13 protein-coding genes are annotated in these 23,829 nt (G+C 74.0%); 6 read left to right on the top strand and 7 right to left on the bottom strand.

Translation table 11 applies throughout. The features are described from left to right. Positions 1-532 precede the first annotated feature (532 nt). The 4 genes from ACH4E8_RS13515 to ACH4E8_RS13500 all read left to right on the top strand — a co-directional run bounded on the left by ACH4E8_RS13515 (position 533) and on the right by ACH4E8_RS13500 (position 13,943). Complete coding sequence (locus ACH4E8_RS13515) at positions 533-7,030, top strand: amino acid adenylation domain-containing protein (protein ID WP_398447530.1); 6,498 nt, start codon at positions 533-535, stop codon at positions 7,028-7,030. A 4-nt stretch (positions 7,031-7,034) separates the two neighbouring features. Beyond that, complete coding sequence (locus ACH4E8_RS13510; protein WP_398447528.1) at positions 7,035-10,898, top strand: amino acid adenylation domain-containing protein; 3,864 nt, start codon at positions 7,035-7,037, stop codon at positions 10,896-10,898. A gap of 85 nt (positions 10,899-10,983) precedes the next feature. Next, complete coding sequence (locus tag ACH4E8_RS13505; RefSeq protein ID WP_398447526.1) at positions 10,984-11,952, top strand: IS701 family transposase; 969 nt, start codon at positions 10,984-10,986, stop codon at positions 11,950-11,952. A 308-nt stretch (positions 11,953-12,260) separates the two neighbouring features. Continuing rightward, positions 12,261-13,943, top strand: coding sequence for an MFS transporter (locus ACH4E8_RS13500; RefSeq protein ID WP_398447524.1), 1,683 nt, complete (start codon positions 12,261-12,263; stop codon positions 13,941-13,943). 18 nt (positions 13,944-13,961) lie between these two features. On the opposite strand, the gene ACH4E8_RS13495 is transcribed toward ACH4E8_RS13500, so the two are convergent. The 3 genes from ACH4E8_RS13495 to ACH4E8_RS13485 all read right to left on the bottom strand — a co-directional run bounded on the left by ACH4E8_RS13495 (position 13,962) and on the right by ACH4E8_RS13485 (position 16,726). After that, entirely contained in the window at positions 13,962-14,873 is a 912-nt protein-coding gene (locus ACH4E8_RS13495; protein ID WP_398447522.1) for a transketolase family protein, read from the bottom strand. A gap of 72 nt (positions 14,874-14,945) precedes the next feature. Next, positions 14,946-15,686 (bottom strand): transketolase, encoded by a 741-nt coding sequence (locus ACH4E8_RS13490; protein ID WP_398447520.1) that lies wholly within the window; start codon positions 15,684-15,686, stop codon positions 14,946-14,948. Between the two features lie 119 nt (positions 15,687-15,805). After that, positions 15,806-16,726, bottom strand: a complete 921-nt coding sequence (locus tag ACH4E8_RS13485) for a TetR/AcrR family transcriptional regulator (protein ID WP_398447518.1) — start codon at positions 16,724-16,726, stop codon at positions 15,806-15,808. A 78-nt stretch (positions 16,727-16,804) separates the two neighbouring features. Here ACH4E8_RS13485 and ACH4E8_RS13480 point away from each other — a divergent pair, with 78 nt between their 5' ends. After that, complete coding sequence (locus tag ACH4E8_RS13480) at positions 16,805-18,514, top strand: right-handed parallel beta-helix repeat-containing protein (protein ID WP_398447516.1); 1,710 nt, start codon at positions 16,805-16,807, stop codon at positions 18,512-18,514. A 117-nt stretch (positions 18,515-18,631) separates the two neighbouring features. Next, positions 18,632-20,137 (top strand): MFS transporter, encoded by a 1,506-nt coding sequence (locus tag ACH4E8_RS13475; RefSeq protein ID WP_398447514.1) that lies wholly within the window; start codon positions 18,632-18,634, stop codon positions 20,135-20,137. Here ACH4E8_RS13475 and ACH4E8_RS13470 read toward each other — a convergent pair. Genes ACH4E8_RS13470 through ACH4E8_RS13455 form a run of 4 tightly spaced genes read right to left on the bottom strand, consistent with a single transcriptional unit; the run spans position 20,124 to position 23,826 of the window. Beyond that, complete coding sequence (locus tag ACH4E8_RS13470; protein ID WP_398447512.1) at positions 20,124-21,335, bottom strand: ABC transporter permease; 1,212 nt, start codon at positions 21,333-21,335, stop codon at positions 20,124-20,126. The two genes, ACH4E8_RS13475 and ACH4E8_RS13470, sit on opposite strands and share 14 nt — an antisense overlap. Further along, positions 21,332-22,093, bottom strand: a complete 762-nt coding sequence (locus ACH4E8_RS13465) for an ABC transporter ATP-binding protein (protein ID WP_398447510.1) — start codon at positions 22,091-22,093, stop codon at positions 21,332-21,334. Before ACH4E8_RS13465 ends, ACH4E8_RS13470 begins: the two co-directional genes overlap by 4 nt. Beyond that, positions 22,090-23,163 carry an efflux RND transporter periplasmic adaptor subunit gene (locus ACH4E8_RS13460; protein WP_398447508.1) on the bottom strand — a complete coding sequence of 358 codons (1,074 nt, stop codon included), beginning with the start codon at positions 23,161-23,163 and terminating at the stop codon, positions 22,090-22,092. Before ACH4E8_RS13460 ends, ACH4E8_RS13465 begins: the two co-directional genes overlap by 4 nt. Further along, positions 23,164-23,826 carry a hypothetical protein gene (locus ACH4E8_RS13455; protein ID WP_398447506.1) on the bottom strand — a complete coding sequence of 221 codons (663 nt, stop codon included), beginning with the start codon at positions 23,824-23,826 and terminating at the stop codon, positions 23,164-23,166. It lies immediately after the preceding gene. Positions 23,827-23,829 lie beyond the last annotated feature (3 nt).

The raw sequence follows: 23,829 nt of genomic DNA, 5'->3' as shown, positions 1-23,829 counted from the left end.
CCCGACCTCCCGACGGCAAGGGGCCTGATCCGGGCGGTCGATGGAGTGACAGGATGCCCACGGCACGTGCCCTTGTCGAGGGGGCGGCCCGGTCCGCCCGCGCCGGAGCGCTTCGACGATCACGGTCAACCCGGGGGTTGCCCTTCGTGGGACCTCAGGTCACACTATGTCGACTTCTTCACCCGCGACCGCCTCAGACGGACGGCTACCGCCGTCGTCAGAACGGGGAACGCAGTGAACCGCGAAACACCGCATCGAGGTGAGCGCGCACGGAGCGGGGCCTCGCCGTGGCGGGCCCGACCGGACCACCGCACCGACTGTCGTCGCCGGCCCCGCGGCCGGCCCGCCGTCGCCCTGCGGTAGCACCGGCGGCGCGGCGCGATCCGGGCGTACGCCGCCCCGCACCGCCGCCCGCACCACGCTCGGATAAAGCGCCCCGACTTCCTTGCCCGGCTGCGTTCTTCGCCCTGGTGCCGAGCGCCGGGAGTGCTTCCGCGCCGCCGTCACCGCTGTCATGGATATGAGGTGTGAGATGCCGGATCGTCGAATGGCCCGCCTGGACCTCCTGGCCGGCCAGCGCAGCATGTGGTACGCCCAGAAATTCGATCCGGACAGCGCCATCCTCAACGTCGCCGAATACCTGGACATCGCCGCACCCCTGGACGTGGACGTCTTTCGCACGGCCCTGGACCGGGTCATCGACGAGGCCGACGTCCTGCGGCTGGTCTTCGTCGAAGGCGACGGCGGACCCGAGCAGTACGTCGACCGGGAGGCGGCGCGCCCCCTGGAGGTCGTCGACGTCCGGGCCGAGGCCGACCCCGGGGCGGCGGCCCACGAGTGGATGCGGACCGACCTGAGCCGATTACGCGACCTGCGCAGCGGTCCGGCGACCACCCACGCGCTCTTCGTGCTGGCACCCGACCGGTACTACTTCTACCTGGGGTGTCACCACATCCTCTACGACGGCTACAGCTTCGCCCAGTTGGCCGGGCGCCTGGCGCAGACCTACGCCGCGGTGGCCGAGGGCCGCGCCGACGCCGGCCCCGCCTTCGCCCCCTTTCGCACCCTCGTCGACGACGAGGCCGGCTACCGCAGCTCCCAGCGACACGCCGACGACCGGGCCTACTGGATGTCGGAGTTGGCCGACCGACCCGACCCGCGCAGCCCGAGCGGACTGCGCCCGCAGGGCCCGGCCCGCGAAGGGCGCCGGGAGCGCCGGCCGGTCACCGCGGCGGACACCGAACGCCTGCGGGCCGCGGCCGCGTCCCTGGGCACCAGCCTGTCCGGGCTGGTCACGGCGGCCACCGCGCTCTACGTCAGCCGGGTCACCGGCGCCGCGGACGTGGTCCTGGGCTTCGCCGTCGCCGGCCGGGGCCGCAGCGCCGTGCGCCGCGGTCCGGCGGCCGGCGGACCGCCGGTGGTGCCGGCCATGATGTCGAACGTGGTGCCCCTGCGGCTGACGGTCCGCCCCCGCGCGCCGCTCGGTGAGCTGACCGACCAGGTGTCCCGGCAGATCCGCACCGCCCTGCGCCACCAGCGCTACCGCTCCGAGGACCTGTGCCGGGAACTGGGCGTGGTGCCCGGCGACTCCCTGTGGCCGATGACCGTGAACGTCATCCCGTTCGCCTGCCACGGCACCTTCGGCGACGGCACGTACACCACGCACAACGTGGCCGCCGGCCCCTTCCACGACCTCTCTCTGCTGCTGTGGGACGACGTTCCCGAAGGCGGCCTGCGCCTCGCGCTCGACGCCGACCCCCGCCTCTACGACCAGCCGGCGCACCGCGGCCACCTGGCCCGGCTCGCGGCGCTCTGCCAGCGCCTGACCGAGGTCGGCGGTCACACGCCGACGGGCCGGGTCGGGCTGCTGACCGAGCAGGAGCGGAGCCGGGCGTTCCGTGCCGGCCGGGGCACCGAGGCCCTCGTACCCGAACACGACGTCCTGCCGGCGGTTTTCGCGGCACAGGCGGCCCGCACCCCGCACCGCACGGCGCTGGTGCTGGGCCGCGCGGCCATGACCTACGCCGAACTGGACGCGCGCGCCGACCGGCTGGCCCGTGCGCTACGGGCCCGCGGGGCGGCTCCCGAGCGGTTCGTGGCCCTGCTGATGCCCCGTTCGCTGGAGGCGGTGGTGGCGATGGTGGCCGTGCAGAAGGCGGGCGCGGCGCATGTTCCCGTCGACCCCGAGCATCCGCGCGAACGCATCGCCTACGTCCTCGCCGACTGCGCGCCCGCGCTGGTGGTGACCGTCGCCGCACTCGCCGAACAGGCCGCCGCCGCCTGGCCCGACGGACCGCTACTGGTCCTCGACGACCTCGACGACCTCGACGACCTCGACGACGGCCCCGGCCGGGCTCCCGGCGACGGCCCCGGCGAAGCGCTCCCCGCCGAAGCGGGCCCACCGCCGGCACTGAGACCGGAGCACCCCGCGTACGCCCTGTACACCTCCGGCTCCACCGGCCGCCCCAAAGCGGTCGTCGTCGAACACCGGGCGGTCACCCTCTTCGTGCACAACTCCGCCGCGGACCAGGAGATCCGCCCGGGCGACCGGGTGCTCGCCTGGCACTCCTTCGGCTTCGACGCCGCGGTCCTCGACCTGTACGTGCCCCTGGCCGTCGGCGCGACGGCGGTGATCGCCGACGAGACCCAGCGCATCGACCCCCACGCCCTCCAAGCCGTCCTCGCCGAGCAGCGGGTGACCGTGGCCCACCTCAGCCCCGGGGTGATGCCCCCGCTGCGGCCCGCCGAACTGCCCGACCTGCGCATGGTCACCGCGGGCGGCGAACGCATGCCGGCGGACACGGTGGACCGGTGGGCCACCGAAGACCGGGAGCTGTGGAACGCGTACGGCCCCACCGAGACCACGGTGGAAGCGACCCGGCAGCGGTGCACCGGGCCCGCGTTCGGCGTGGACCCGCCCATCGGCACGCCGGTGGCGGGCACCACGGCCCACGTCCTCGACGACGGACTCCAACCGGTGCCGGACGGCGTCGTGGGGGAGCTGTACCTGTCCGGCGTCGGGCTGGCCCGCGGCTACCTCAGACGGCCCGCACTGACCTCGGAACGCTTCGTGGCCGACCCCTTCGGCCCGGTCGGCACCCGGATGTACCGCACCGGGGACCTGGTCCGCCGCCGCGCCGGGGGCGCCCTGGACTTCGTCGGCCGCGCCGACGGCCAGGTCAAGGTGCGCGGCTTCCGCATCGAACTGGGCGAGGTGGAGTCGGCGCTCGCCCGGTGCTCGGGCGTCGCACAGGCCGCGGCCCTGGTCGCGGACGGCGGCGGGGCCGGCGGGCGGCTCGTCGGGTTCGTCGTGCCGACAGCGGGAGCGGCGCCGGACCTGGACGCCGTACGCCGGGAGGCCGCCGCCTTCCTGCCGCCCCACATGGTCCCCGCCCAACTCGTGCCCGTCGACGAACTGCCGCTGAACGCACACGGCAAGGTCGACCGACGGGCCCTGACCGCACCGCCGCCGCAGCCCGCCGACGCCGCACGCCCGCCGCGGACCGCGGTGGAGGAGACCCTGTGCGCGCTCTTCGCCGAAGTGCTCGGCATCGACGCGGCACGGGTGGGCCGCGACGGCGACTTCTTCGCCCTGGGCGGCCACTCCCTGTCCGCGGCCCGGCTCCTCGGCCACGTCAGGGCCGAGTTCGGCCGGGAGATCGGCATCCGCACCGTGTACGAGGCCCCCACCGTCGCGGCCCTCGCACCCCGCCTCGACCCGAGCGCCGCACCGCACCCGGCCGCGCCGCCGCCGTCCGGACCGGTGCGCACGGCCCGCCCCGAGCGGATCCCGCTGTCGTACGCCCAGTCACGGCTGTGGTTCCTGCACCAGTTGCAGCAGGCCGCCGCCACCTACCACCATCCGCTCGCGCTGCGGCTGAGCGGCCCCTTGGACGTCGCGGCGCTCCGCGCGGCGCTCCGGGACCTGGTGGCCCGGCACGAAGCGCTGCGCACGGTCTTCCCCACCGTCGACGGCCGGCCCCATCAGCGGGTGCTGCCGCCCGACGCGGTGGACACCGCGCTGCCCCTCACCCCGGCCCCCGTCGACCTCTCGGCCGAACTGACCCGGCTCGCGCTGCTGCCCTTCGCCCTCGACCGCCACGCACCGCTGCGGGTGACGCTCATCGCCCAAGGCCCCGACGAGCACGTCCTGCTGATGGTGATGCACCACATCGCCGGCGACGGCTCGTCGATGCGGCCGCTGATGCGGGACCTGTCCGCGGCGTACGCCGCACGCCGGGCGGGCCGCGCCCCGGCCCTCGCCCCGCTGACGGTGCAGTACTCCGACTACGCGCTGTGGCAGCGGGCCGCCCTGGGCGCCGTCGACGACCCGACGAGCGCGCTGGCACGCCAGTTGACGTACTGGAAGACGGCGCTCGCGGAGCTGCCGGAGGAGATCGACCTCCCCGTCGACCGGCCCAGGCCCGCCGACGCCTCCCCCCGCGGCGCGGCGGTCCCCCTCACCGTCCCCGCCGCCCTCCACCGGGACCTCGACGCCCTCGCCAGGTCCCGCGGCGCCAGCCTCTTCATGGTGATGCAGTCGGCGCTCGCCGCCCTGCTCGGCAAACTCGGCGCCGGCGACGACGTCCCCATCGGCTTCCCCACCGCCGGGCGGTCCCACGTCGCCCTGGAAGACCTCGTCGGATTCTTCAGCAACACCCTGGTGCTGCGGGCCGACCTCTCCGGCGACCCCTCCTTCGCCGAACTGCTGGAGCGGGTGCGGGAGAGGTCCCTCGACGCCCTCACCCACCAGGACCTCCCCTTCGAGCAGCTCGTCGAAGAGCTGGTCCCGGACCGCTCGCTCGCCCGCCACCCGCTGTTCCAGGTGATGCTGGCGCTCCAGAACACCCGCACCGGCCGGCTGGAGCTGCCCGGCATCGCCGTGCGCCAGGAGCCGGTGGCCACCGGCACGGCCCACTTCGACCTGATCGTCGAGTTGGACGACACCTCACCCGCGGCCCGCGAGCCCGCCGGGCTCAGCGGCCACGTGCACTACAGCGCCGACCTGTTCGTCCGGCCCACCGTGGAACGCACCGCCCAGCGGCTGCTGCACCTCCTGCACGCGGTGGTCGCCCGCCCCGACGCGCCGCTCAGCGCACTCGACGTGTTCCTGCCCGGCGAGCGGGACCGCGTCGTCGAGCAGTGGAACGCCACCGGACACGAGATCGCCCACGTCACGCTGCCGCAGATGCTGGAGTCCTGGGCGGCCCGCGAGCCGCAGCGCACGGCCGTCACCGCCGACGGCGAACACCTGACGTACGCCGAACTCAACGCCCGGGCGAACCGGCTGGCGCGCGAGCTGATCGCACACGGCGCGGGGCCCGAACGGGTCGTGGCGCTCGCGCTGCCCCGCACCGTCGACCTGGTGGCCACCGTCTGGGCGGTCCTCAAGGCGGGCGCCGCCTATCTGCCGCTCGACCCCGGATACCCGGCCGACCGCATCGCGTTCCTGCTGGCCGACGTGCGCCCCGCGGTGCTGGTGGCCACCGCGGAGACCGCGGCCGGGCTGCCCGCCGGGGCGCCCCGCGTCCTCCTGGACGACCCCGCGGTGCGCACCCGACTGGCCGGCCACCGGGACGACGACGTCCACGACAAGGAGCGCACCGCGCCCCTGCTGCCGCACTCCCCGGTGTACGTCATCCACACCTCGGGTTCCACCGGCACCCCCAAGGGGGTGGTGATGACCGCGGGACCGCTGGTGAACCTGGTGCAGTGCCACACCCGGTGGATCGCCGACGGACTGCCCAACCCGCCCAGCGGGCCGGTCGCACAGTTCTCCGCCTTCAGCTTCGACGTCTCCGCCTGGGAGATCGTCGAACCGCTCACCGCGGGCAAACAGGTCGCCGTGCCCGGCGCCGACGTCCGCAGGGACCCGGCGGCGCTGGTGCGCTGGCTGGACGAGCACCGCGTCGAGGAGATCTGCGCGCCGCAGGTGATGGTGGAGGCCATCGCCGACGCGGCGCTGGAGCAGGGCCTCGCGCTGCCCGCGCTGCGCGACGTCAACCAGGGCGGGGAGCCGCTGCGACTGCCCCCGCGGCTGCGGGAGTTCCTGGCGCTCGCCCCCGGGCGTCGACTGCACAACCTCTACGGACCCACCGAGACCCATCTGGTGACCGCGTTCGCCCTGACGAACGCGGACCTCGCCCGGTGGGACGCGCCCACCGCACCGATCGGCGCGGCCATCTGGAACACCCGGCTCCACGTGCTGGACCGCCGGCTGCGACCGGTGCCCCCGGGGGTGCGGGGAGAGCTGTACATCGCCGGCGCCGCACTGTCCCGCGGCTACTGGGCCCGGCCCGCGCTGACCTCGGAACGCTTCGTTGCCGACCCGTCCGGCCCACCGGGCACGCGCATGTACCGCACCGGGGACCTGGTGCGCTGGACCGAGGACGGCCGACTCTCCTTCGCCGGCCGCACCGACGACCAGGTCAAGGTGCGGGGCTTCAGGGTCGAGCCGGGCGAGGTCGAGTCCGTGCTCGCCCGCCACCCCCAGGTGGCCCAGGTCGCCGTGGTCGTCCGCGACGACGGCTCCGCCACCGCCGCCGGCCGGCGCCTGGTCGGTTACGTCGTGCCCCACCCCGGCGCCGAGGTGAGCGAACGGACGCTGCGCGGGTACGCCGCCGAAGCGCTCCCGGACTTCATGGTGCCCGCGGCCCTGGTGCTCCTCGACCGGATGCCGCTGACGCTCAGCGGCAAGGTGCACCGCAGGGCGCTGCCGGCACCCGACTTCTCCCGCGACGTGGAGGTCAGCGCGCCGCGCACGCCGCAGGAGGAGACCCTGTGCCGGCTCTTCGCCGAACTGCTCGGCCTGGAGCGGGTCGGCACCGACGAGTCCTTCTTCGACCTGGGCGGGCACTCCCTGCTGGCGACCCGGCTCACCAGCCGCGTCCGCACCGCGCTCGGCGTGGACCTGTCCGTACGCGCCGTCTTCGAGTCGCCGACGCCGGCCGGGCTGGCCGCCACCCTGCCCGAACCGGACGGCGTCGGCCGGCGCCGGCCCGCGCTGCGCCGGATGCCGCGGGGGGAGTGACGTCGTGATCCCCCTCTCGTACGCGCAGGCCCGCATCCTCTTCCTCGACGGACTCGACGGCGGCACGAACTACCGCATCGCCCTGGCCTACCGACTGCGCGGCGCCCTGGACCGGGCCGCCCTGCGAGCCGCCTTCGCGGACCTGGTCGCACGGCACGAGAGCCTGCGGACCGTGTTCCCCGCCCCCGGCGGCGTCCCGCGCCAGACCGTGCTCGACGCCGAGGACGCGCGCCCGCCGCTGCGGATCAGCGCCGTGCGCGAACCGGAGCTGACGGCGGCCCTGGACGCCGCGATCCACCGCCCCGTCGACCCGTCCCGCGAACCACCCCTGCACACCGACCTGTTCGCACTCGGCGAGCGGGACCACGTGCTGCTCGTCCTGGTGCACCACATCGCGGCCGACGGCTGGTCGCTGGCCCCGCTGCTGCGCGACCTGGCCGAGGCGTACGGCGCCCGCGCCCGCGGCAGCGCCCCGAACTGGCAGCCCCTGCCGGTGCAGTACGTCGACTACACGCTCTGGCAGCGCGAACTCCTCGGCAGCGACGACGACCCCGACAGCCTCGTCACCGAGCAACTGGCCTACTGGCGCCGAGCCCTGGTCGACCTCCCCGAATGCCTCCCGCTACCCACCGACCGGCCGCGGCCGGCGGCCGCCTCCTACCGCGGCGGCGCCGTGCCCCTGAACGTCGACCCCGCGCTCCACCGCGCCGTACTGGAGCTGGCCCGCCGCGAGCGCGCCACCCTCCACATGGTCCTCCAAGCGGCCCTGGCCGCGCTGCTGACCCGGCTGGGCGCCGGCACCGACGTCCCCATCGGCGCGGACGTCGCCGGCCGCACCGACGAAGGTCTGGACGACCTCATCGGCATGTTCGTCAACACCCTGGTGCTGCGCACCGACACCGGCGGCGACCCCACCTTCCGGGAGCTGCTGGCCCGGGTGCGCGAGCGCGACCTGTCCGCGTACGCCCATCAGGACCTGCCCTTCGAGCGGCTGGTGGAAGAAGTGCGCCCGGCGCGCTCAGCGTCCTGGAACCCGCTCTTCCAAGTGGCGCTCAGCCTGGTGGACGACGTGTACGCGCTCCCTGCGCTGCCCGGCGTGGAAGCGTCCCTCGTCCCGGTGAGCGGGCACCACGCCAAGGTCGACCTCGCCGTGCAGCTCACGGAGCGCCGGGCCGGGCGGCAGCAGGCCGCGGCCGGGCTGGTGGGCGCGGTGGAGTACGCCAGCGACCTGTTCGACCCGGGCACCGTCGAGATCCTCGCCGAGCGGTACGTGCGGCTGCTGACGGCCGCGACCGCCGAACCGGACCTGCGCATCGGCCGGTTGGAGCTGTTGACCTCGGCGGAGCGGGCGGAGCTGACCGCCGGCGGGACGTCGACGCCCGGCGACGGGGACCTGCTGCCGGAGCTGTTCGCGGCGCAGGTGGCGCGCACCCCGGACGCCGTCGCGGTGGAGTGCGCACAGCACCAGCTCACCTACGCGGAGTTGGACGCCCGGTCGAACCGGCTCGCCCGCGCGCTGATCGGCCGGGGCGTCGGCCCCGAAGACCGGGTGGCCGTCCTGCTGCGCCCCGGGTCCGACCTGGTGGTGGCGCTGCTGGCGGTGGTGAAGTCGGGCGCGGCCTACGTACCGCTCGATCCCAAGTACCCCGGGCGGCGCCGCGCGTACATGATCGAGGACGCGGCGCCCCGGCTGCTGCTGACCGAACCCGGGCCGGCCGCCGACGCCGCCCCCTGCCCCGTGCTGCACGTCTTCGACGACACGCCAGGGGACCCGGCCCCGGTGACGGACGCGGACCGGGTGACCGCGCTGCGCCCGGCGCACCCCGCGTACGTCATCTACACCTCGGGCTCCACCGGCCGCCCCAAGGGCGTCGTCGTCCCCCACAGCGCACTCGCCGCCTACGTCCGCGACAGCCGCGCCCGCCACCCGAGCGCCGCGGGTGTGAGCCTGCTGACCGCGTCGATCGCCTTCGACGCCGCGGTCACCGCGCTCTACCCGCCGCTGGTCAGCGGCGGACGGGTGCGGGTCGCGGCCGGGTCGACCCCCACCGCCGGGCAGGGCACGCCGCCCACCCAGATGGGCGTGACCCCCAGCCACCTGGAGCTGATGAACACCCTGCCCGGGGCCGCCCACCCCGGCCACTGCCTGATGGTCGGCGGCGAGGCGCTGCACGGCCCCGCGCTGGAACGCTGGCGCCGCCGCCACCCCGACGTGACGGTGCACAACCTCTACGGCCCGACCGAGGTCACGGTCAACTGCACGGACCACCGGATCGCCCCCGGCGACCCCGCCCCACCCGGCCCGGTGCCCATCGGCCGCCCCCTCGACGGGGTGCGCCTCTTCGTCCTCGACGCCGCCCTCGGACTCCTGCCGCCGGGCGCGGTGGGGGAGTTGTACGTCGCCGGGTGGGGGCTGGCCCGCGGCTACCTGCGGCGCCCCGGGCTCACCGCCGAACGCTTCGTCGCCGACCCCTTCGGCCCGCCCGGCACCCGGCTGTACCGCACCGGCGACCTGGCCCGCCGGCTGCCCGACGGCTCCCTGGAGCACGTCGGCCGGGTCGACGACCAGGTCAAAATCCGTGGCCACCGGATCGAACTCGGCGAGGTGGAGGCCGCGTTGGAAGCGCTGCCGGACGTCGCCCGGTGCGCGGTCGTCGTCCAGGAGCGCTCCGCCGACGACCGTCGCCTGCTGGCCTACGTGGTGCCCGCCGACGGCACCCGGCAGCTCGACCCGGTGAGCATCAGAAGGGCGCTCGGCGACACCCTGCCGGAGCCCATGGTGCCCTCGACCGTCGTGGCGCTCGACGCGCTGCCGATGACCCGCAACGGCAAGCTCGACCGGGCGGCCCTGCCCCCGCCGCCGACCCCGCACACCGCGTCGGACGGCGGCGACGCGCCCCTCACCGCGGCCCAGTCGGCGCTCCGCGCGGTCTTCGCCGAAGTGTTGGGGATCGACGCGGAAGCCGTCGGCGTCGACGACGGCTTCTTCGAACTGGGCGGACACTCGCTGCTCGTCCCCCGGCTGATCCAACGGGCCCGGGACGCGGCCGGCGTCCACGTCTCCGTCCAACAGGTCTTCCTCCGGCCCACGATCGCCGGACTCCTCGGGGCGCACGAGGCCGGTCCCGCGGCGTTCGCCCCGCTGCTACGGCTGCGGGAGGGCGACGGCACGCCCCTGTGGTGCGTCCACCCGGGCAGCGGGGTCGGGTGGAGCTACACGGGCCTGCTGCCGTACGTCCCCCGTCGGCACCCGGTCCTCGCCCTCCAGTCCCGCGGGCTCGACGGCGCGGCCCCGCTCGCCGAGAGCTACCCGGACCTCGTCGCCGACTACTGCCGGCAGATCACCGAGGAGCAGCCGCACGGCCCCTACCTCCTGACCGGCTGGTCCTTCGGCGGCACGATCGCGCACTCCCTCGCCGTACGACTGCGCGCGCTCGGCCACCGGGTGGGGCTGGTCGCGGCGATCGACGCCTGGCCCGCCGGCGTGGACACCGATCGGGCGCCGGCCGGCCCCCGGGACGTCCGTGCGGTGGCGCTCGACGGCCGGCACACGTGGCAGCTCCCCGAAGCGACCGCCGCGCACACGCAGGCGCGGCTGCTGGAGGTGACCCGGAACAACATCCGACTGCTGGACGCGGCGTCGGAGCCCGGTGCGTACGACGGCGCCCTCACCGTCTTCACCTCGGCCGAGGGCGATCGCGGGCCCGGCATGGCGCACCGCTGGCGCCCCCACGTCCGAGGGGACCTCACGGTCGTGCCGGTGGCCGCCGAACACCTGCGGATGATGGAGCCCGACGCCCTCGCCGTCATCGGCCCGCACCTGGGGAAGGCGCTGCGCGCGCTCCCCGCCGGGCCGCCGGAGGCGTAGCGGCGGCAGCATAGGGTCGACGGATGCGATCGCCCTGCCGGGGCCGACCGGTGGCGAGTTCATCGACCCCGGGAGGCCGAGGACCATGTTGGACAACCCCGTCGAAAGCGGTGCTCCGGGCCCACTCAGCTACTTCTTCGAGTGGCTGGACGACCAGTTCACCCGGGCCGAGCCGCGCCGGCACGCGCAGGACTACCTCCAAGGGCTGCTCTCCCCGCCGGATCCGCAGCGGCCCGGCGCCGGGGCCGAGGACGGACGCAATCGGCTGCTGACCACGGCCCGGTGGAGCGAGGACGGGGTCCGGGACCGGACCCGGGACATGGTGCTGGCGTGCATGGGCTCCGAGGATTCCGTCCTCGTCGTCGCGGAGGACGGCTTCCTGAAGAAGGGGCACGACTCGGCGGGCGTCGCACGGCAGTACAGCGCCTCGTCCGGCCGGATGGACAACTACCAGATCGGGCTCTTCCTCCTGCACGTGGATCCGCGGGGGGTGAGCTGCGCCATCGACCGGGAACTGCTCGTACCGCCGCAGCGGGCGAAGGACCCGGTGCACCGCGCGCGGGCGGGCATCCCGGCGGAGGCGGGGACCTCCCGCGAGGACCTCGCCCTCGCCATGGTGGAACGCGCACTCGACGCCGGGGCGCCGGCCCGCTGGGTCGTCGCCGACACCCCGTACTACGGGGACAGCGCGGCCTTCCGCGCGGCCCTGGAGACCAGGCGCACGCCCTACGTGCTGGCCAGCGTGATGAGCGGGCCGCCGGTGACGAAGGAGCCGACCGACGACGGCTTCGTGCGGTGGCGCATCGGTCGCGCGGGCGGCGGTTCCTACCAGTGCTACGCGCCGCCCGGCACCGAACTCGACGAGCTCACCGCGGTCGCGGCCCAGGAGACGACCGTCCGGTCCCACTTCGCCTCCGCGCGCCGCGAAGCGGGCCTCGACCGCTACGCGGTGCGCAAATGGCGGGCCTGGTACCGCCACATGACCCTCGCCATGTTCGCCCACGCATTTCTCCGAGTGACCCAGGCATCGGGAATCAACGAGAAATTGCGCTGACTTGGCTTCGGCAGTAAAGGGAAAATACGGAACAAGGAGCCATTCGATCGAATGGCTCCTTGTTCCGCACTTAGATGACTGCCGGCGGCTTCGACGATGGTTTCGCACTTAACTCCTCATCTGCGTTTTCGCACCTCAGGCGGGCTTTTCGCTCTTCTTTTGAGGGAATTGACGGGCCGCAATATGCTTTACACTCGGCGTTCAGGAAAAGGCATTCACTGTGCCTTTCGCGGGAGCGTGCAGCCCAAGGCGGGACCTAGCTGCCACATTTCCCGTTCCCGTTCTCTTCAGGGAGGAATGACCGAGGGATGACGCACGTGAAACGTGAGGCACCTGCCCGGGCCGGACGGCGGGAGTGGATCGGGCTGGGGGTGCTGGCGCTACCGACGATGGTCCTGTCCATGGACCTGACGGTGCTGCACGTCGCCGCCCCCAGCCTCAGCGCCGAACTCGCCCCCACCGGAAGCCAGTTGCTATGGATCCTGGACGTGTACGGATTCCTCGTCGCCGGCTTCCTGATGACGATGGGCACCCTGGGGGACCGGATCGGCCGTCGACGACTGCTCCTCGTGGGCGCCGCGGCGTTCGCCGCCGCGTCCGTGCTGGCGGCCTTCGCCAACGGCGCCGAACTGCTGATCCTGGCACGCGGGTTGCTCGGGGTGGCCGGGGCGACCCTGATGCCGTCCACGCTGGCCCTGCTGACGACCATGTTCCGCGACCCGGCGCAACGCACCTTCGCCTTCGCCCTCTGGATGACCTGCTTCACCGCCGGCGAGGCGATCGGCCCCCTGGTCGGCGGCGCCATGCTCCAGCACTTCTGGTGGGGCTCGGTCTTCTTGATCGGCGTGCCGGTGATGCTTCTGCTGCTGGTCACCGGACCGCTGCTGCTGCCCGAGCAGCGCGGGGCGACGGCCGGCAGGTTCGACCTGACGAGCGCCCTGCTCTCGCTGGTGGCCGTGTTGTCGGTGGTGTACGGGGCGAAGCGGCTGGCCGGCGCGGGCGCGGGCCTTGAGGTGCTGGCCTGGGTGGTCGGCGGGTTGTTGGTGGGCGCGGTGTTCCTGCGTCGCCAGAGCCGCTCGGCCGAGCCGTTGGTGGACCTGGGGCTGTTCCGGCTGCCCGCGTTCAGCGCGGCGCTCGGGACCCAGACCCTCGCGGTGTGCGCGATGGCCGGCTCCCAACTGCTGGTGATGCAGTACCTCCAGACCGCCATCGGACTCACCCCGCTCCAGGCGGGGCTGTGGACCCTGCCGTCCGTCCTGAGCGGCATCGCGGCGACGCTGCTGGTGCCGGCCCTGGTCCGGCGGGTGCGCCCGGCCGCGGTGATCGTCTGCGGGCTCGCGGCGGCCGGCGCGGGCGCCGTGGCCGTCGCCGGTACGGCCACCGAGACGAGCCTCGCGTGGACCGTGGCCGGCTTCACCGTCCTCTACACCGGGGTGACCCCGACGCTCGCGCTCACCACCGAGGCGATCGTGGGCTCGGCCCCGCCCGAGCGCGCGGGCCTGGCCTCCGGAATCTCCCAGAGCGGGGCGGAGTTGGGGCTCGCCGCGGGCATGGCCTTCCTGGGCAGCGTCTCCATGGCCGTCTACCAGGGCCGGTTGGACGAGACGGCGCCCGCTTCCCTCGACGCCGCGGCGCTCGGGGAGGCGAAGGAGACGGCCGGCGGCGCGCTGGCCGTCGCCGAACGGCTGCCGGAAGGGACGGGCGCGGCACTGCGCGAGGCGGCGCGGTTCGCCGTCGCCGACGGGCTGCGGACGGCCGCGGTGCTCAGCGCGATCGGGCTGCTCGGCGCGGCCCTGCTCGCCGCGGTCTTCCTCCGGTCCGCCGCTGCGGTCACCGGGAAGTCCGGGGTGGCTTCTGACGGCGGGCCGGACGATCAGCAGCGTCCGGCCGGCGTCGCGGAGTCGTCGGTCGAACCCGAGGCCGAACCCGAGGTCGAATCCGAGCCGTCCATCGGTGCGCACTGCGCGGAGGGTTCGCGCGGGCGGGCGTGATGGCGCGGCGGGCTTTCGTCAGGCGGCGCCGGCGCCGGCGCCCAAGAAGGCGGTGATGTCGGTGCGCAGGGCGGCCGCGTCCAGTCGGTGGGCCGCCAGGTGCTCGTCCATCTGCCCGTAGCGGCGCAACTCCTTGCGCCCCACCCCGAGCCCCAGCACCCGGTGGGGCACGTCGGACAGGGCGTCGTTCGCGGCGCCGGTGGAGGTGCCGGCCAGATACGGCTCGACGAGCACCACGTCGGCGCCGGCCCCGTCGACCGCCCGCCGCAGCGCAGCGCCGTCGAACGGGCGCACGGTCGTGGCGTACAGCAGCGTCACGTCCAGGTCCGCGACCGCCTCGGTCACCGCGTCCAGCATCGGGCCCACCGCGACCACGACGCCCGCGCGGCCCTCGCGCACGGTGTGAAAGCCGTTGCCGGTGACGGGGAGCGGCTGCTCGTTGTGCTGGAGCGAGAGTCGTACGTACACCCGGTCGTCCCCCCGGAACGCGGTGCGCAGCAGCGCCTCCGCCTCGTCCGGGTGGCCCGGCACGTGGATCGTCCAGCCGTCGAGCGTGTCCAGCAGGGCCACGTCGCCCGGTGACATGTGGGTGAAGCCGCCGGCCGGCCAATCGTACGAGCCGCCGGCGCTGACCAGCACGGCGCCGACGTCCTGGTGGCCGAGGTCCAGCTTCACCTGCTCGAAGGGGCGCTCGACCAGGAAGCTGGCGAAGGTGTGCACGACGGGCCGCAGGCCGGCCAGCGCCAGGCCGCCCCCGACGCCGACCAACAACTGTTCGCGGATGCCCACGTTGAGGACCCGGTCCGGGTGGGCCTGCTGGGCGGGGGCGAAGCCGTCGGCGCTGATGTCCGCGAGGACGACGGCGAGGCGCGGATCCTCGTCGAGCAGTTCGGAGGTGGTGGCGATGAAGCGGTCACGCATGGTGTCCATGGCGGAAGTCCCTAGGGTCGGGTCGGGCGGTAAGGGGGGAGTGCGGGGCATCGGGCCGGGCGGCGGGCGCGCTTACGCGGCCTTCGGCTCGCCGGTGTGCTCCTTGGGATGGACCACGGCGACCACCACGTGCGGCCGCCCGGGGTGGGGCTCGGTGTACGCGGCGTACAGGGCGTCGTGGTCGCGGCCGTCCACCGTCGCAGTGGACCAGCCCGCGGCCTCGAAGCGGGACGCGATGCCGCCGGGCCAACCGTGCGTGGCCGATTGGTTGTCGATGACCAGGGCGTGCAGCGCGGAGAGCCCGGCCGGGCCGGCGTACGCGATGGCCTCGTGGTTGCTGCCCTCGTCCAACTCGGCGTCCCCGATCAGCACCCACACCCGGGAGTCGGTGTGGCCCTGGGCCCGCAGCCCGAGGGCCGTGCCGACGCCGAGCGGCAGCCCGTGCCCGAGGGAGCCGCTGCCGATCTCCGCGCCGGGCACCAGCACCCGGTCCGGGTGGTGGCCGAGCGGGGACTCGTAACCGCCGAAGCCGGGCAGCAGCGACTCGGGGAAGAAGCCCTTGGCGGCCAGCACTGCGTAATAGGCCATCGGCCCGTGTCCCTTGGAGAGCAGGAAGCGGTCCCGGTCGGGGTCGTCGGCGGTGGCGGGGGTCACCCGCAGCACCCGGTCGTAGAGGACCCACAGCGCGTCGAGGGTGGAGGTCGCGGCGGGGCCGTGCTTCTCGTCCCCGGTCATCAGGGACATCAGCCGCCCGAGGTCGTCGAAGTCGGCGGGGGTCGTGGAAGGGTCGTGCGCCGTTGTGGTCTGCGTCATGACCCCAGGATGCAACCTCAACTTGACTTGAAGTCAAGGCGTTCCGAACCCCTGCAGAAAAGATTTAATTCTCAATATGTGGCCGGCCAAGAAAAGGGGTGGGGGGAGTGCCCCGGCGGTCAGGGGGCGGCGGCGCCGCGCCGTCGGTGCGCCCGCTGCCGGCAGGCGGGGGAGCAGTACGTCCGAGGGCGGCCGGTGGTGCTGTGCTCGACGGGCTTCCCGCACGCTGCACACCTTGTTACGTTACGACTTTCGTTACGATCGGGCTGGCGGCCCGCTTCGGCCACCAGGGCTTCCACGCCGTCCAGCACTCGCCGCAGCCCGAACTCGAAGGGGTCGAGCGGGGCGTCGTACCCCCCTTCCTCGTACAGCCTGGTCAAGGTCGGGTACCGCTCGTCCAGTTGGTCGTACAGCGACGAGCGCGCCCCCCACCACTCCTCGTCGCTGACGCCGGTGCGCTGCTCGGTGCGGGCGGCGAGCGCGAGCTTGCGGGCGGCGCCGTCGACGAAGTCGCCCACCAGCGTCACCACCGCGATGACCTGGGCGGGCGGCAGGCCCGTGCGGGCCGCCACGCTCAGCGCGCGCTCGAACGACGCGACCCCGTGCGGGCCGGGGATCTGGCGCTCCTCGCCCAGGTCGGCCAGCCAGGGGTGGCGCTGCTGGAGCTCGATGCAGGCGCGCGCCCACGCCTCCAGGTCCGCGCGCCATCCGCGGGATTCGCTGCCCGTGGCGGCGGACGCGACTTCGGCTGAAATTTCGGTCGGGGCTTCGGTCGAGGCTTCGGCCCGGGCTTCGGTCGGGGTGAGTTCGGCCATGACGGCGTCGCGCATCAGGGCCAGCAGATCGGCCTTCCCCGGTACGTGCCGGTACAGCGCCATGGTGGTGAAGCCGAGCCGCTCGGCCAGCCGTCGCATCGACACCGCGGGCAGCCCCTCCGCGTCCGCCAACTCGACCGCGCAGCGCACGATCCGCTCCAGGCTGAGCCCGCGCCGGGTGCCGGTGCCCCACAGCAGAGCGGTACTGCGCTCCACATCCGCCATGGCGCACCCTCCCTCGTCATTCGTGTGTATGTTGTCTACCAGAAGTGTACGCCGTACACATGACAGGGGAGGGCTCTGATGCTTTTCGTAGACCCCGCGGGCGACGACACGGGACCGGGCACCGCGGAGCGGCCGTTCGCCACGCTGGAGCGGGCCCGCGACGCCGCAGGACCCGGCACCGTGGTCGAACTCCGCGGCGGCACCTACCGGCTGACCGACACCTTCCGGCTCACCGCCGCCCACTCCGGCGTCGTCTACCGGGCCCACGGCCACGGCACCCCGGCCCAAGAAGAGGTGGTGCTCAGCGGCGGACGCGAGATCGAGCGGTGGAGCACCGGGGACGACGGCACCCACCGCGCCGAGCTCCCCGGCCCCGCACCCCGCCAGCTCTACGCCGACGGCCGCCGCGTCGAGCGCGCCGCGACACCGCTGACCGACGTCCCGCTCGTCCGCACCGCCGACGGCTACACCGTCGAGGACGCCGGCCCCGGCGCCTGGACGGGCGACGTCGAGTTCGTCTACCGCGGCGCCTACCCCTGGTCCGAGGGGCGCTGCCGGGTCGCGGCCGTCACCGGCGACGCGCACTCCACCACCATCACCATGGCCGCACCCGCCTTCGCACGGGCGACGCGCCTCTACCACTCGATCCTGAGCTGGGAGGGGCCGGACGCCGGTGAGTTCCACGGCGTGGACGCCCCCACCTCGGCCGAGAACAGCCCCGCCTTCCTCACCGACGGCACCTTTGCCACGACCGGCACCGTGCTGCACTACCGCCCGCACCGCGGCGACGGTGCTTCCCCGTCGTCGACCGAAGGACCGAAGGGCGTGGTCGCACCCGTCCTGGAGACGCTGCTGCACGCCCAAGGCGTCAGCGACGTCACCTTCCAGGGCGTCACCTTCGCCGACGCCACCTGGCTGCGCCCCAGCACCCCCCAAGGCTTCCTGCACTACCACGGCAACGGCTACGACAACGGCGGCGAACTGAACACCGTCACCTTCGCCGAAGGGCAGGGGCAGGTCACCGTCCCCGGGGACGTGGCCGGCATCCCGGGGAACCTCCTCTTCGAGGACTGCCGCGGCATCACCCTGCAAGGGTGCCGCTTCACCCGACTCGGCGGCGTCGGCGTGGAGTTCAAGGGCGCCGGCGCCCACAACACCGTGCGCGACGGCGAGTTCGTCGACATCGCCGGCGGCGGCCTCACCATCGGCGACGGCGCCCGGGACCACCGCGTCGAGAACAACCACGTCCACCGCATCGGACTCGACTACCACGGCTCGCCCGCCGTCCTGGTCACCGGCACCACCGCCACCGTCATCGCCCACAACGAGGTCGACGACGTGCCGCACAACGGGATCGTGGTGTACGAGGGGCGCGGCACCCACGTGCTGAACAACCTCGTCCACCACACCATGAAGGTGCTCGCCGACGGCGGCGGCATCTACGTGTCCGGCCCCCAGGGCGACTCGTACGAGAGCGGCGCGGTGCTGCGCGGCAACGTCGTCCGGTCCACGATCACCCCGTGGAACTGGGGCATCTACACCGACTACGGCGCCGCCCACGTCACCGTCGAGGCCAACGTCGTCCACACCTCGCACGCCCCGGTCGTCCTGACGGTCTGGCCGCCGCTGGACCAGGTGACCTTCACCGGCAACATCTGGGACGCCGACCCGGGCGAGGCCCCGGACGGCGTGGTGCTCGCCGCCAACACCGTCCTCGCGCCCTCCGAACTCGCCGAGGACGCGCGGGCTTCCGCGATCATCGAAGCAGCGGGGCGCCGCGCGACGTAGGGGTGGGCCGTCCGCGGCGCGCCGGGTTTGCCAGCGCGGCGCGCGTGGTACGGGTGATCGGCGCGGCGGCCGGCCCGCAGCCCCCGGGGGCCGGCGCCCGGTCGGGAGGCAACGGCGATGACCCAGCAGGAGCGTGACGCCACGGGCACCGTCACCACCGCGGTGCCCGAGCGCCTGGACCGGCTGCCGTGGTCGCGGTGGCACTGGATGGTGGTCGTCGGCCTCGGCACCGTGTGGATCCTCGACGGTCTGGAGGTGACCGTCGTCGGCTCCATCGCGAGTCGCATCTCCCAGGACGGCAGCGGGCTGACGATCACCGACGCCCAGGTCACCGGGGTCGCCGCGGCCCTGTACGTGGCGGGCGCCTGCTCCGGCGCGCTCTTCTTCGGCCGGCTCACCGACCGCTACGGCCGCAAGAAGCTCTTCCTCGTCACCCTCGCGGTGTACCTGGGCGCCACCGCGATGACCGCGCTCTCCTTCTCCGTCTGGTGGTTCTTCCTCTTCCGCTTCCTCACCGGCTTCGGCATCGGCGGCGAGTACGCGGCCATCAACTCCGCCATCGACGAACTGATCCCCCGCAAGTACCGCGGCCGGGTGGACCTCATCATCAACGGCAGCTACTGGCTGGGCGCCATGGGCGGCGCCCTGCTGTCCGTCGTCGCGCTCAACACCGCACTCTTCCCCGCGGACGTCGGCTGGCGCCTCGCCTTCGGCCTCGGCGTCGTCCTCGGCCTGGTGATCCTGCTGGTCCGCCGCAACGTGCCCGAGAGCCCCCGGTGGATGCTGATCCACGGCCGCGCGCCCGACGCCGAACGACTCGTCGACGACGTCGAGCACCGGATCGAACGGGAGCGCGGACAGCCGCTGCCGCCCGCCACGGCCACGATGACGATCCACCAGCGCGGCACCATCGGCTTCGGCGAGATCACCCGCACCGTCTTCCGCCGCTACCCCCGGCGCGCCGTCCTCGGGTTCGCGCTCTTCATCGGCCAGGCGTTCCTCTACAACGCCATCACCTTCGGCTTCGGCTCCATCCTGGTGCGCTTCTTCGACGTGCCGAGCGGCAGCACCGGCTACTACTTCGCCGTGATCGCCCTCGGGAACTTCCTCGGCCCGCTGCTGCTCGGCCACCTCTTCGACACCTGGGGCAGACGGCCGATGATCGCCGGCACCTACCTGCTCTCCGGGCTGCTGCTCTTCGGCACGGCAGCGCTGTTCGGCGCCGGCGCGCTGAACGCCGTCACGATGTCGCTGTGCTGGTGCGTGGTGCTCTTCTTCGCCTCCGCCGGGGCCAGTTCGGCGTACCTGACCGTCAGCGAGGTCTTCCCGATGGAGACCCGGGCGATGTCCATCGCCTTCTTCTACGCCGTCGGCACGGCGGCGGGCGGCATCACCGGGCCGCTGGTCTTCGCCGGGCTGACGGAGAGCGGCGTCGTCTCCGACGCCGTGCTCGCCTTCGGCATCGGCGCGGCCCTGATGGTCGCGGCGGGACTCGTCGCCGCCTTCTTCGCCGTGGCCGCAGAGGGCCGCGCCCTGGAGGACGTCGCCCGACCGCTGTCCGTCGTACCCGACGACGACCGGCCGGCGGACGGATCCACCGGCCGGCCGATCACGTCGCGCTGAGGGCGACCGCGGGCCGCAGCCGCGAAGCCCGCACCGCCGGATACAGCCCCGCCAGCACCCCGATGACCAGCGTCGCCGCGAAGCCGCCGGCGACGGACCACGCCGGCACCACCGGGGTCCAGCCCCGCGCCAGGGCGAAGCCGAACGTGGCCCCTGCACCGAGCACCGCGCCGCCCGCGCCGCCGAGCGCCGACAACAGCAGGGACTCCGTCAGGAACTGGAGCCGGACCGCGCCCCGGGTCGCCCCGATCGCACGGCGGAGCCCGATCTCCTGACGTCGCTCCAACACCGAGATCACCATCGTGTTCGCCACTCCCACCCCGCCGACCAGCAGCGCCACCGCGCCCAGCCCCAGCATCAGCGCGGTGAGGCCCTCGTCGGCGGCCGCCTTCGCCGCGAGCGCGTCGGAGGGCCGCGACACCTTCACCGACCCCTCGTCGCCCGGGTTGACCGTACGGGGCAGGACAGCGCGCACGTCCTCCACCGTGGCGTCCGGGGAGCGCTCGAAGAGCATCGTGGGGTGGCCGTCGAAGCCCAGGTACCGCTGCGCCGCGGGGAAGCCCACCAGCGCCACCCGGTCCAGGGCGGGAACCAGCTCGACGGGTTCGAGGACGCCGATCACCACGACGTGCTCGTCGTTCATCACGATCTTCCCGCCCGGCTCGGTCACGCCCAGGCGCCGGGCGGCGACCGAACCGAGGACCGTGACCGGCAGCCGCTCGTTCGCCGCGCTCAGCCACGTGCCCTGCGCCACCTCGGCGTTCAGCGCCGTCAGCAGGTCGGTGCGGGCCGCCTGGACACCGACGCCCGCGGTCCGCTCCACCGGGACCACGTCGCTGCGCCGGACCCGGGCGGGCACGTCGCCGGTCGCCGTCGCGTGCTGGACCGGGCCGATGCGCTCGACCATGGCCACCGCCGACTTCGGCAGCTTCGCGTCGTTGCCCTCGGCGTCCTTGCCGGCCTCCACGGTGAGCAGATTGGTGCCCAGCCGGTCGAGCCGGGCCATCAGGTCCGCCTTGCTGGAGTGCGAGAGGCCGACGACCGCGACCATCGTCGCGATGCCGATGGCGATGCCGAGTGCGGACAGCACGACCCGGGTGCGCCGGGCGCCGAGCCCGACCGCCCCGAGCCGGAGCACGTCCACCGGAGAAAGCCGGGCGGGCCGCAGCCGCGCCGGCCGACCGTCGCGGGCACTCATCGTGCACCCACCGCCGGATTGCGGGAGTCGGCGACGACCTCGCCGTCCCGGAACCGGACCCGGCGCGGCAGCGCGTCCGCGATGTCGTGGTCGTGGGTGATCACGCAGACCGTGGTGCCCGTCGCGTTCAACTCGTGCAAGAGGTCCACCACGACCTCGCCGGACGCCGTGTCCAGGGCGCCCGTCGGTTCGTCGGCGAGCAACAGGTCCGGCTCGCCGACCAGCGCGCGGGCGATGGCGACGCGCTGCTTCTCCCCGCCGGAGAGCTCCGCCGGCCGGTGGCCGAGGCGATGACCGAGGCGTACCCGCTCCAACGCGGCGCGGGCGCGTGCCCGACGCTCCCTGCGCGGCACCCCCGCGTACAGCAGTCCGTCCGCGACGTTGTCGACCGCGTCGCGGCCCGCCGCCAAGTGGAAGTGCTGGAACACGAAGCCGATGTGGCGGGCGCGCAACGCCGACAGTTGGGCGTCGGACAGCCGGGCCACGTCGTGCCCGGCGACCCGGACGGTGCCCGAGGTGGGCGCGTCGAGCGTGCCGACGACGTTGAGCACGGTCGACTTGCCCGAGCCCGACGGGCCGACGATCGCGACGAGTTCACCCGCGTGCACGGTGAGGCTCACCCCGCGCAGCGCGTGCACACCGCCCGGGTACGACTTGCCGACGTCGCGCAGTTCGACGACGGGGACGGCTCCGGGCGCGGTGACCGTCTCGAAGGGAGAGCCGGCGTCCGCGGCGGCGGGGGAGTGCGGGGTCGTCATTCCGCGGCCACCCCGACCTCCTGGCCCTCCGCGAGCTGTGCGCCGCTGACCTCGATCCGGCCGTCCGCCGTCATCCCCGTCTCCACCCGCACCATCCGGGCGGCGCCGCCCTCGACGATCTGGAGGCCGTAGCCGCCGTCCGCGCCGCGCAGCGCGACGACCGCCTCCACCGGGACGGTGAGGACGCCCTTGCGGCTCTCCCGGACGAACCGCACGCTCACGGTCGCCTTGGCGTCCTCCTTGGCGATCGCCGAAGCGGCGCCGTCCAAGGAGACCTCGACGACGATGGAGTCCTGCGCCGCCCCGGCGCCCGGCTCGCCCGAATCCTCCGGGCGGAGCGTGCCGGTGACCTTGCCCCGGGCGGTCGTGCCGCCGGGCAGGGTCACCTCGACCCGGGTGCCGGGCGCGGTCAGCGACACGTCGCCGCGGTCCAACTCGGCGCGGACCACGGGCCGGGTGGACGCGACCGTGAGGACGGCCGTCTCCGGCCCCACCTGGTCGGCGAGCGCCGCGTCCGCGCGTACGACGGTGACCTCCGCGGGCTGGAAGACGACGTCCCCCTTGCCGACCGCGCCCGACGGAGTGCGGTTGAGCGACTTCTGCCACCGCTTGACCGCGGCCTCGGTCGCCTCGTCGAAGCGCGGGTCGACGTGGAGCCCGCCGCCGTACCCGAGCGCGACGAGATTGCGCTCCAGTTGCAGCACGTCGCTGCCGCGCGCACCCGTCTTCATCTCGCGGAACGCGGGGACCGGCCCGTACAGCAGGGTGACGGGCTTGTCGTCCAGCTCGTACAGCGCCTGGCCGCGGGTGACCTGCCCGCCCTCCCGCGCGGCAACCGTCACGGTGCCCGGGACGGCCGACTTCACCGTACGGCGCTGGGCGAAGTCGATCCTGCCGTCCACGGTGGTGGACCGCACCAGGTCGGCCCGGGTGACGGGGGCGGTCGCCGGCGGCAGCCCACCGCCGCCGTTCGCGGTCTCCGCGCCCCCGCCGTCGTACACCAGGGCGCCCGTGCCGATGGCGGCGGCGAGTGCGGCACCGCCGACGAGGAATCCGGTACGGCGCTTCATCTACTGCATCCCGTCCAGACCTTCGAGCAGCTTGCCCTTGCACGCCTCGCGGGCCTTCTTGTACACGGGCGACTCCTCGTCGAGCACCGGGGACACCGGGTTCGGCTCGCCGCCCGGCATGACCCCGCCGCCGGACAGGGTGGGGTTGGCGAACCGGGAGACGCCCTCGTCGCGCATGCACGTGGCGTGCGCCATCATCGACTCGTAGTCCTGCTGCTTGTCGCGCTTGGGCTCCAGATTGCTGGCCGCGCGCAGCTCCGGACCGCACACGCCGTCCTTGCCGCCCTTGTGGCCCTGGCCGCTGCCGACCCGGTCGGGCATCGCGTTGATCGCGTCCCAGTCCAGATGGCCGCTGAGCTTGGGATCCGGGTAGTCCTTCGAGCCGCCCTTGGCACGCATGCAGCGGACGTATTCCATCTGCGCGTCGTAGAAGGCGCTCTTGCCCGCGGAGGCGCCCTTCGCGGACTCCTGCCCCTTGCCCTTGCCGTCGCCGGCGGCGCCCGCGGTCGGCTCGTCGGCGACCGAGGCGATCTCGCTGCCCCCTCCGGCGCGTACGCCCTCGCCGTCGGAGCCGCAGGCGACCGAGAAGGCGAGCAGGGGAGCGGTGACGACCGCGACGAGCCGGAGCCGGGCGGTGCCGCGGGACGAAGTGTGGATGGTCATGGG

This window comes from Streptomyces sp. NPDC017979 (assembly GCF_044328175.1).
Taxonomy (GTDB): Bacteria; Actinomycetota; Actinomycetes; order Streptomycetales; family Streptomycetaceae; genus Streptomyces.
Note: the sequence above shows the minus strand (reverse complement) of the source record. Positions and strands in the feature narration are given on the sequence as shown.

Coding starts and splice junctions, on each gene's coding strand:
- ACH4E8_RS13470 (WP_398447512.1), bottom strand. CDS start 21,335: ATGAGTGCCCGCGACGGTCGGCCGGCGCGGCTGCGGCCCGCCCGGCTT.
- ACH4E8_RS13500 (WP_398447524.1), top strand. CDS start 12,261: ATGACGCACGTGAAACGTGAGGCACCTGCCCGGGCCGGACGGCGGGAG.
- ACH4E8_RS13485 (WP_398447518.1), bottom strand. CDS start 16,726: ATGGCGGATGTGGAGCGCAGTACCGCTCTGCTGTGGGGCACCGGCACC.
- ACH4E8_RS13490 (WP_398447520.1), bottom strand. CDS start 15,686: ATGACGCAGACCACAACGGCGCACGACCCTTCCACGACCCCCGCCGAC.
- ACH4E8_RS13460 (WP_398447508.1), bottom strand. CDS start 23,163: ATGAAGCGCCGTACCGGATTCCTCGTCGGCGGTGCCGCACTCGCCGCC.
- ACH4E8_RS13465 (WP_398447510.1), bottom strand. CDS start 22,093: ATGACGACCCCGCACTCCCCCGCCGCCGCGGACGCCGGCTCTCCCTTC.
- ACH4E8_RS13475 (WP_398447514.1), top strand. CDS start 18,632: ATGACCCAGCAGGAGCGTGACGCCACGGGCACCGTCACCACCGCGGTG.
- ACH4E8_RS13515 (WP_398447530.1), top strand. CDS start 533: ATGCCGGATCGTCGAATGGCCCGCCTGGACCTCCTGGCCGGCCAGCGC.
- ACH4E8_RS13455 (WP_398447506.1), bottom strand. CDS start 23,826: ATGACCATCCACACTTCGTCCCGCGGCACCGCCCGGCTCCGGCTCGTC.
- ACH4E8_RS13505 (WP_398447526.1), top strand. CDS start 10,984: ATGTTGGACAACCCCGTCGAAAGCGGTGCTCCGGGCCCACTCAGCTAC.
- ACH4E8_RS13480 (WP_398447516.1), top strand. CDS start 16,805: ATGCTTTTCGTAGACCCCGCGGGCGACGACACGGGACCGGGCACCGCG.
- ACH4E8_RS13495 (WP_398447522.1), bottom strand. CDS start 14,873: ATGGACACCATGCGTGACCGCTTCATCGCCACCACCTCCGAACTGCTC.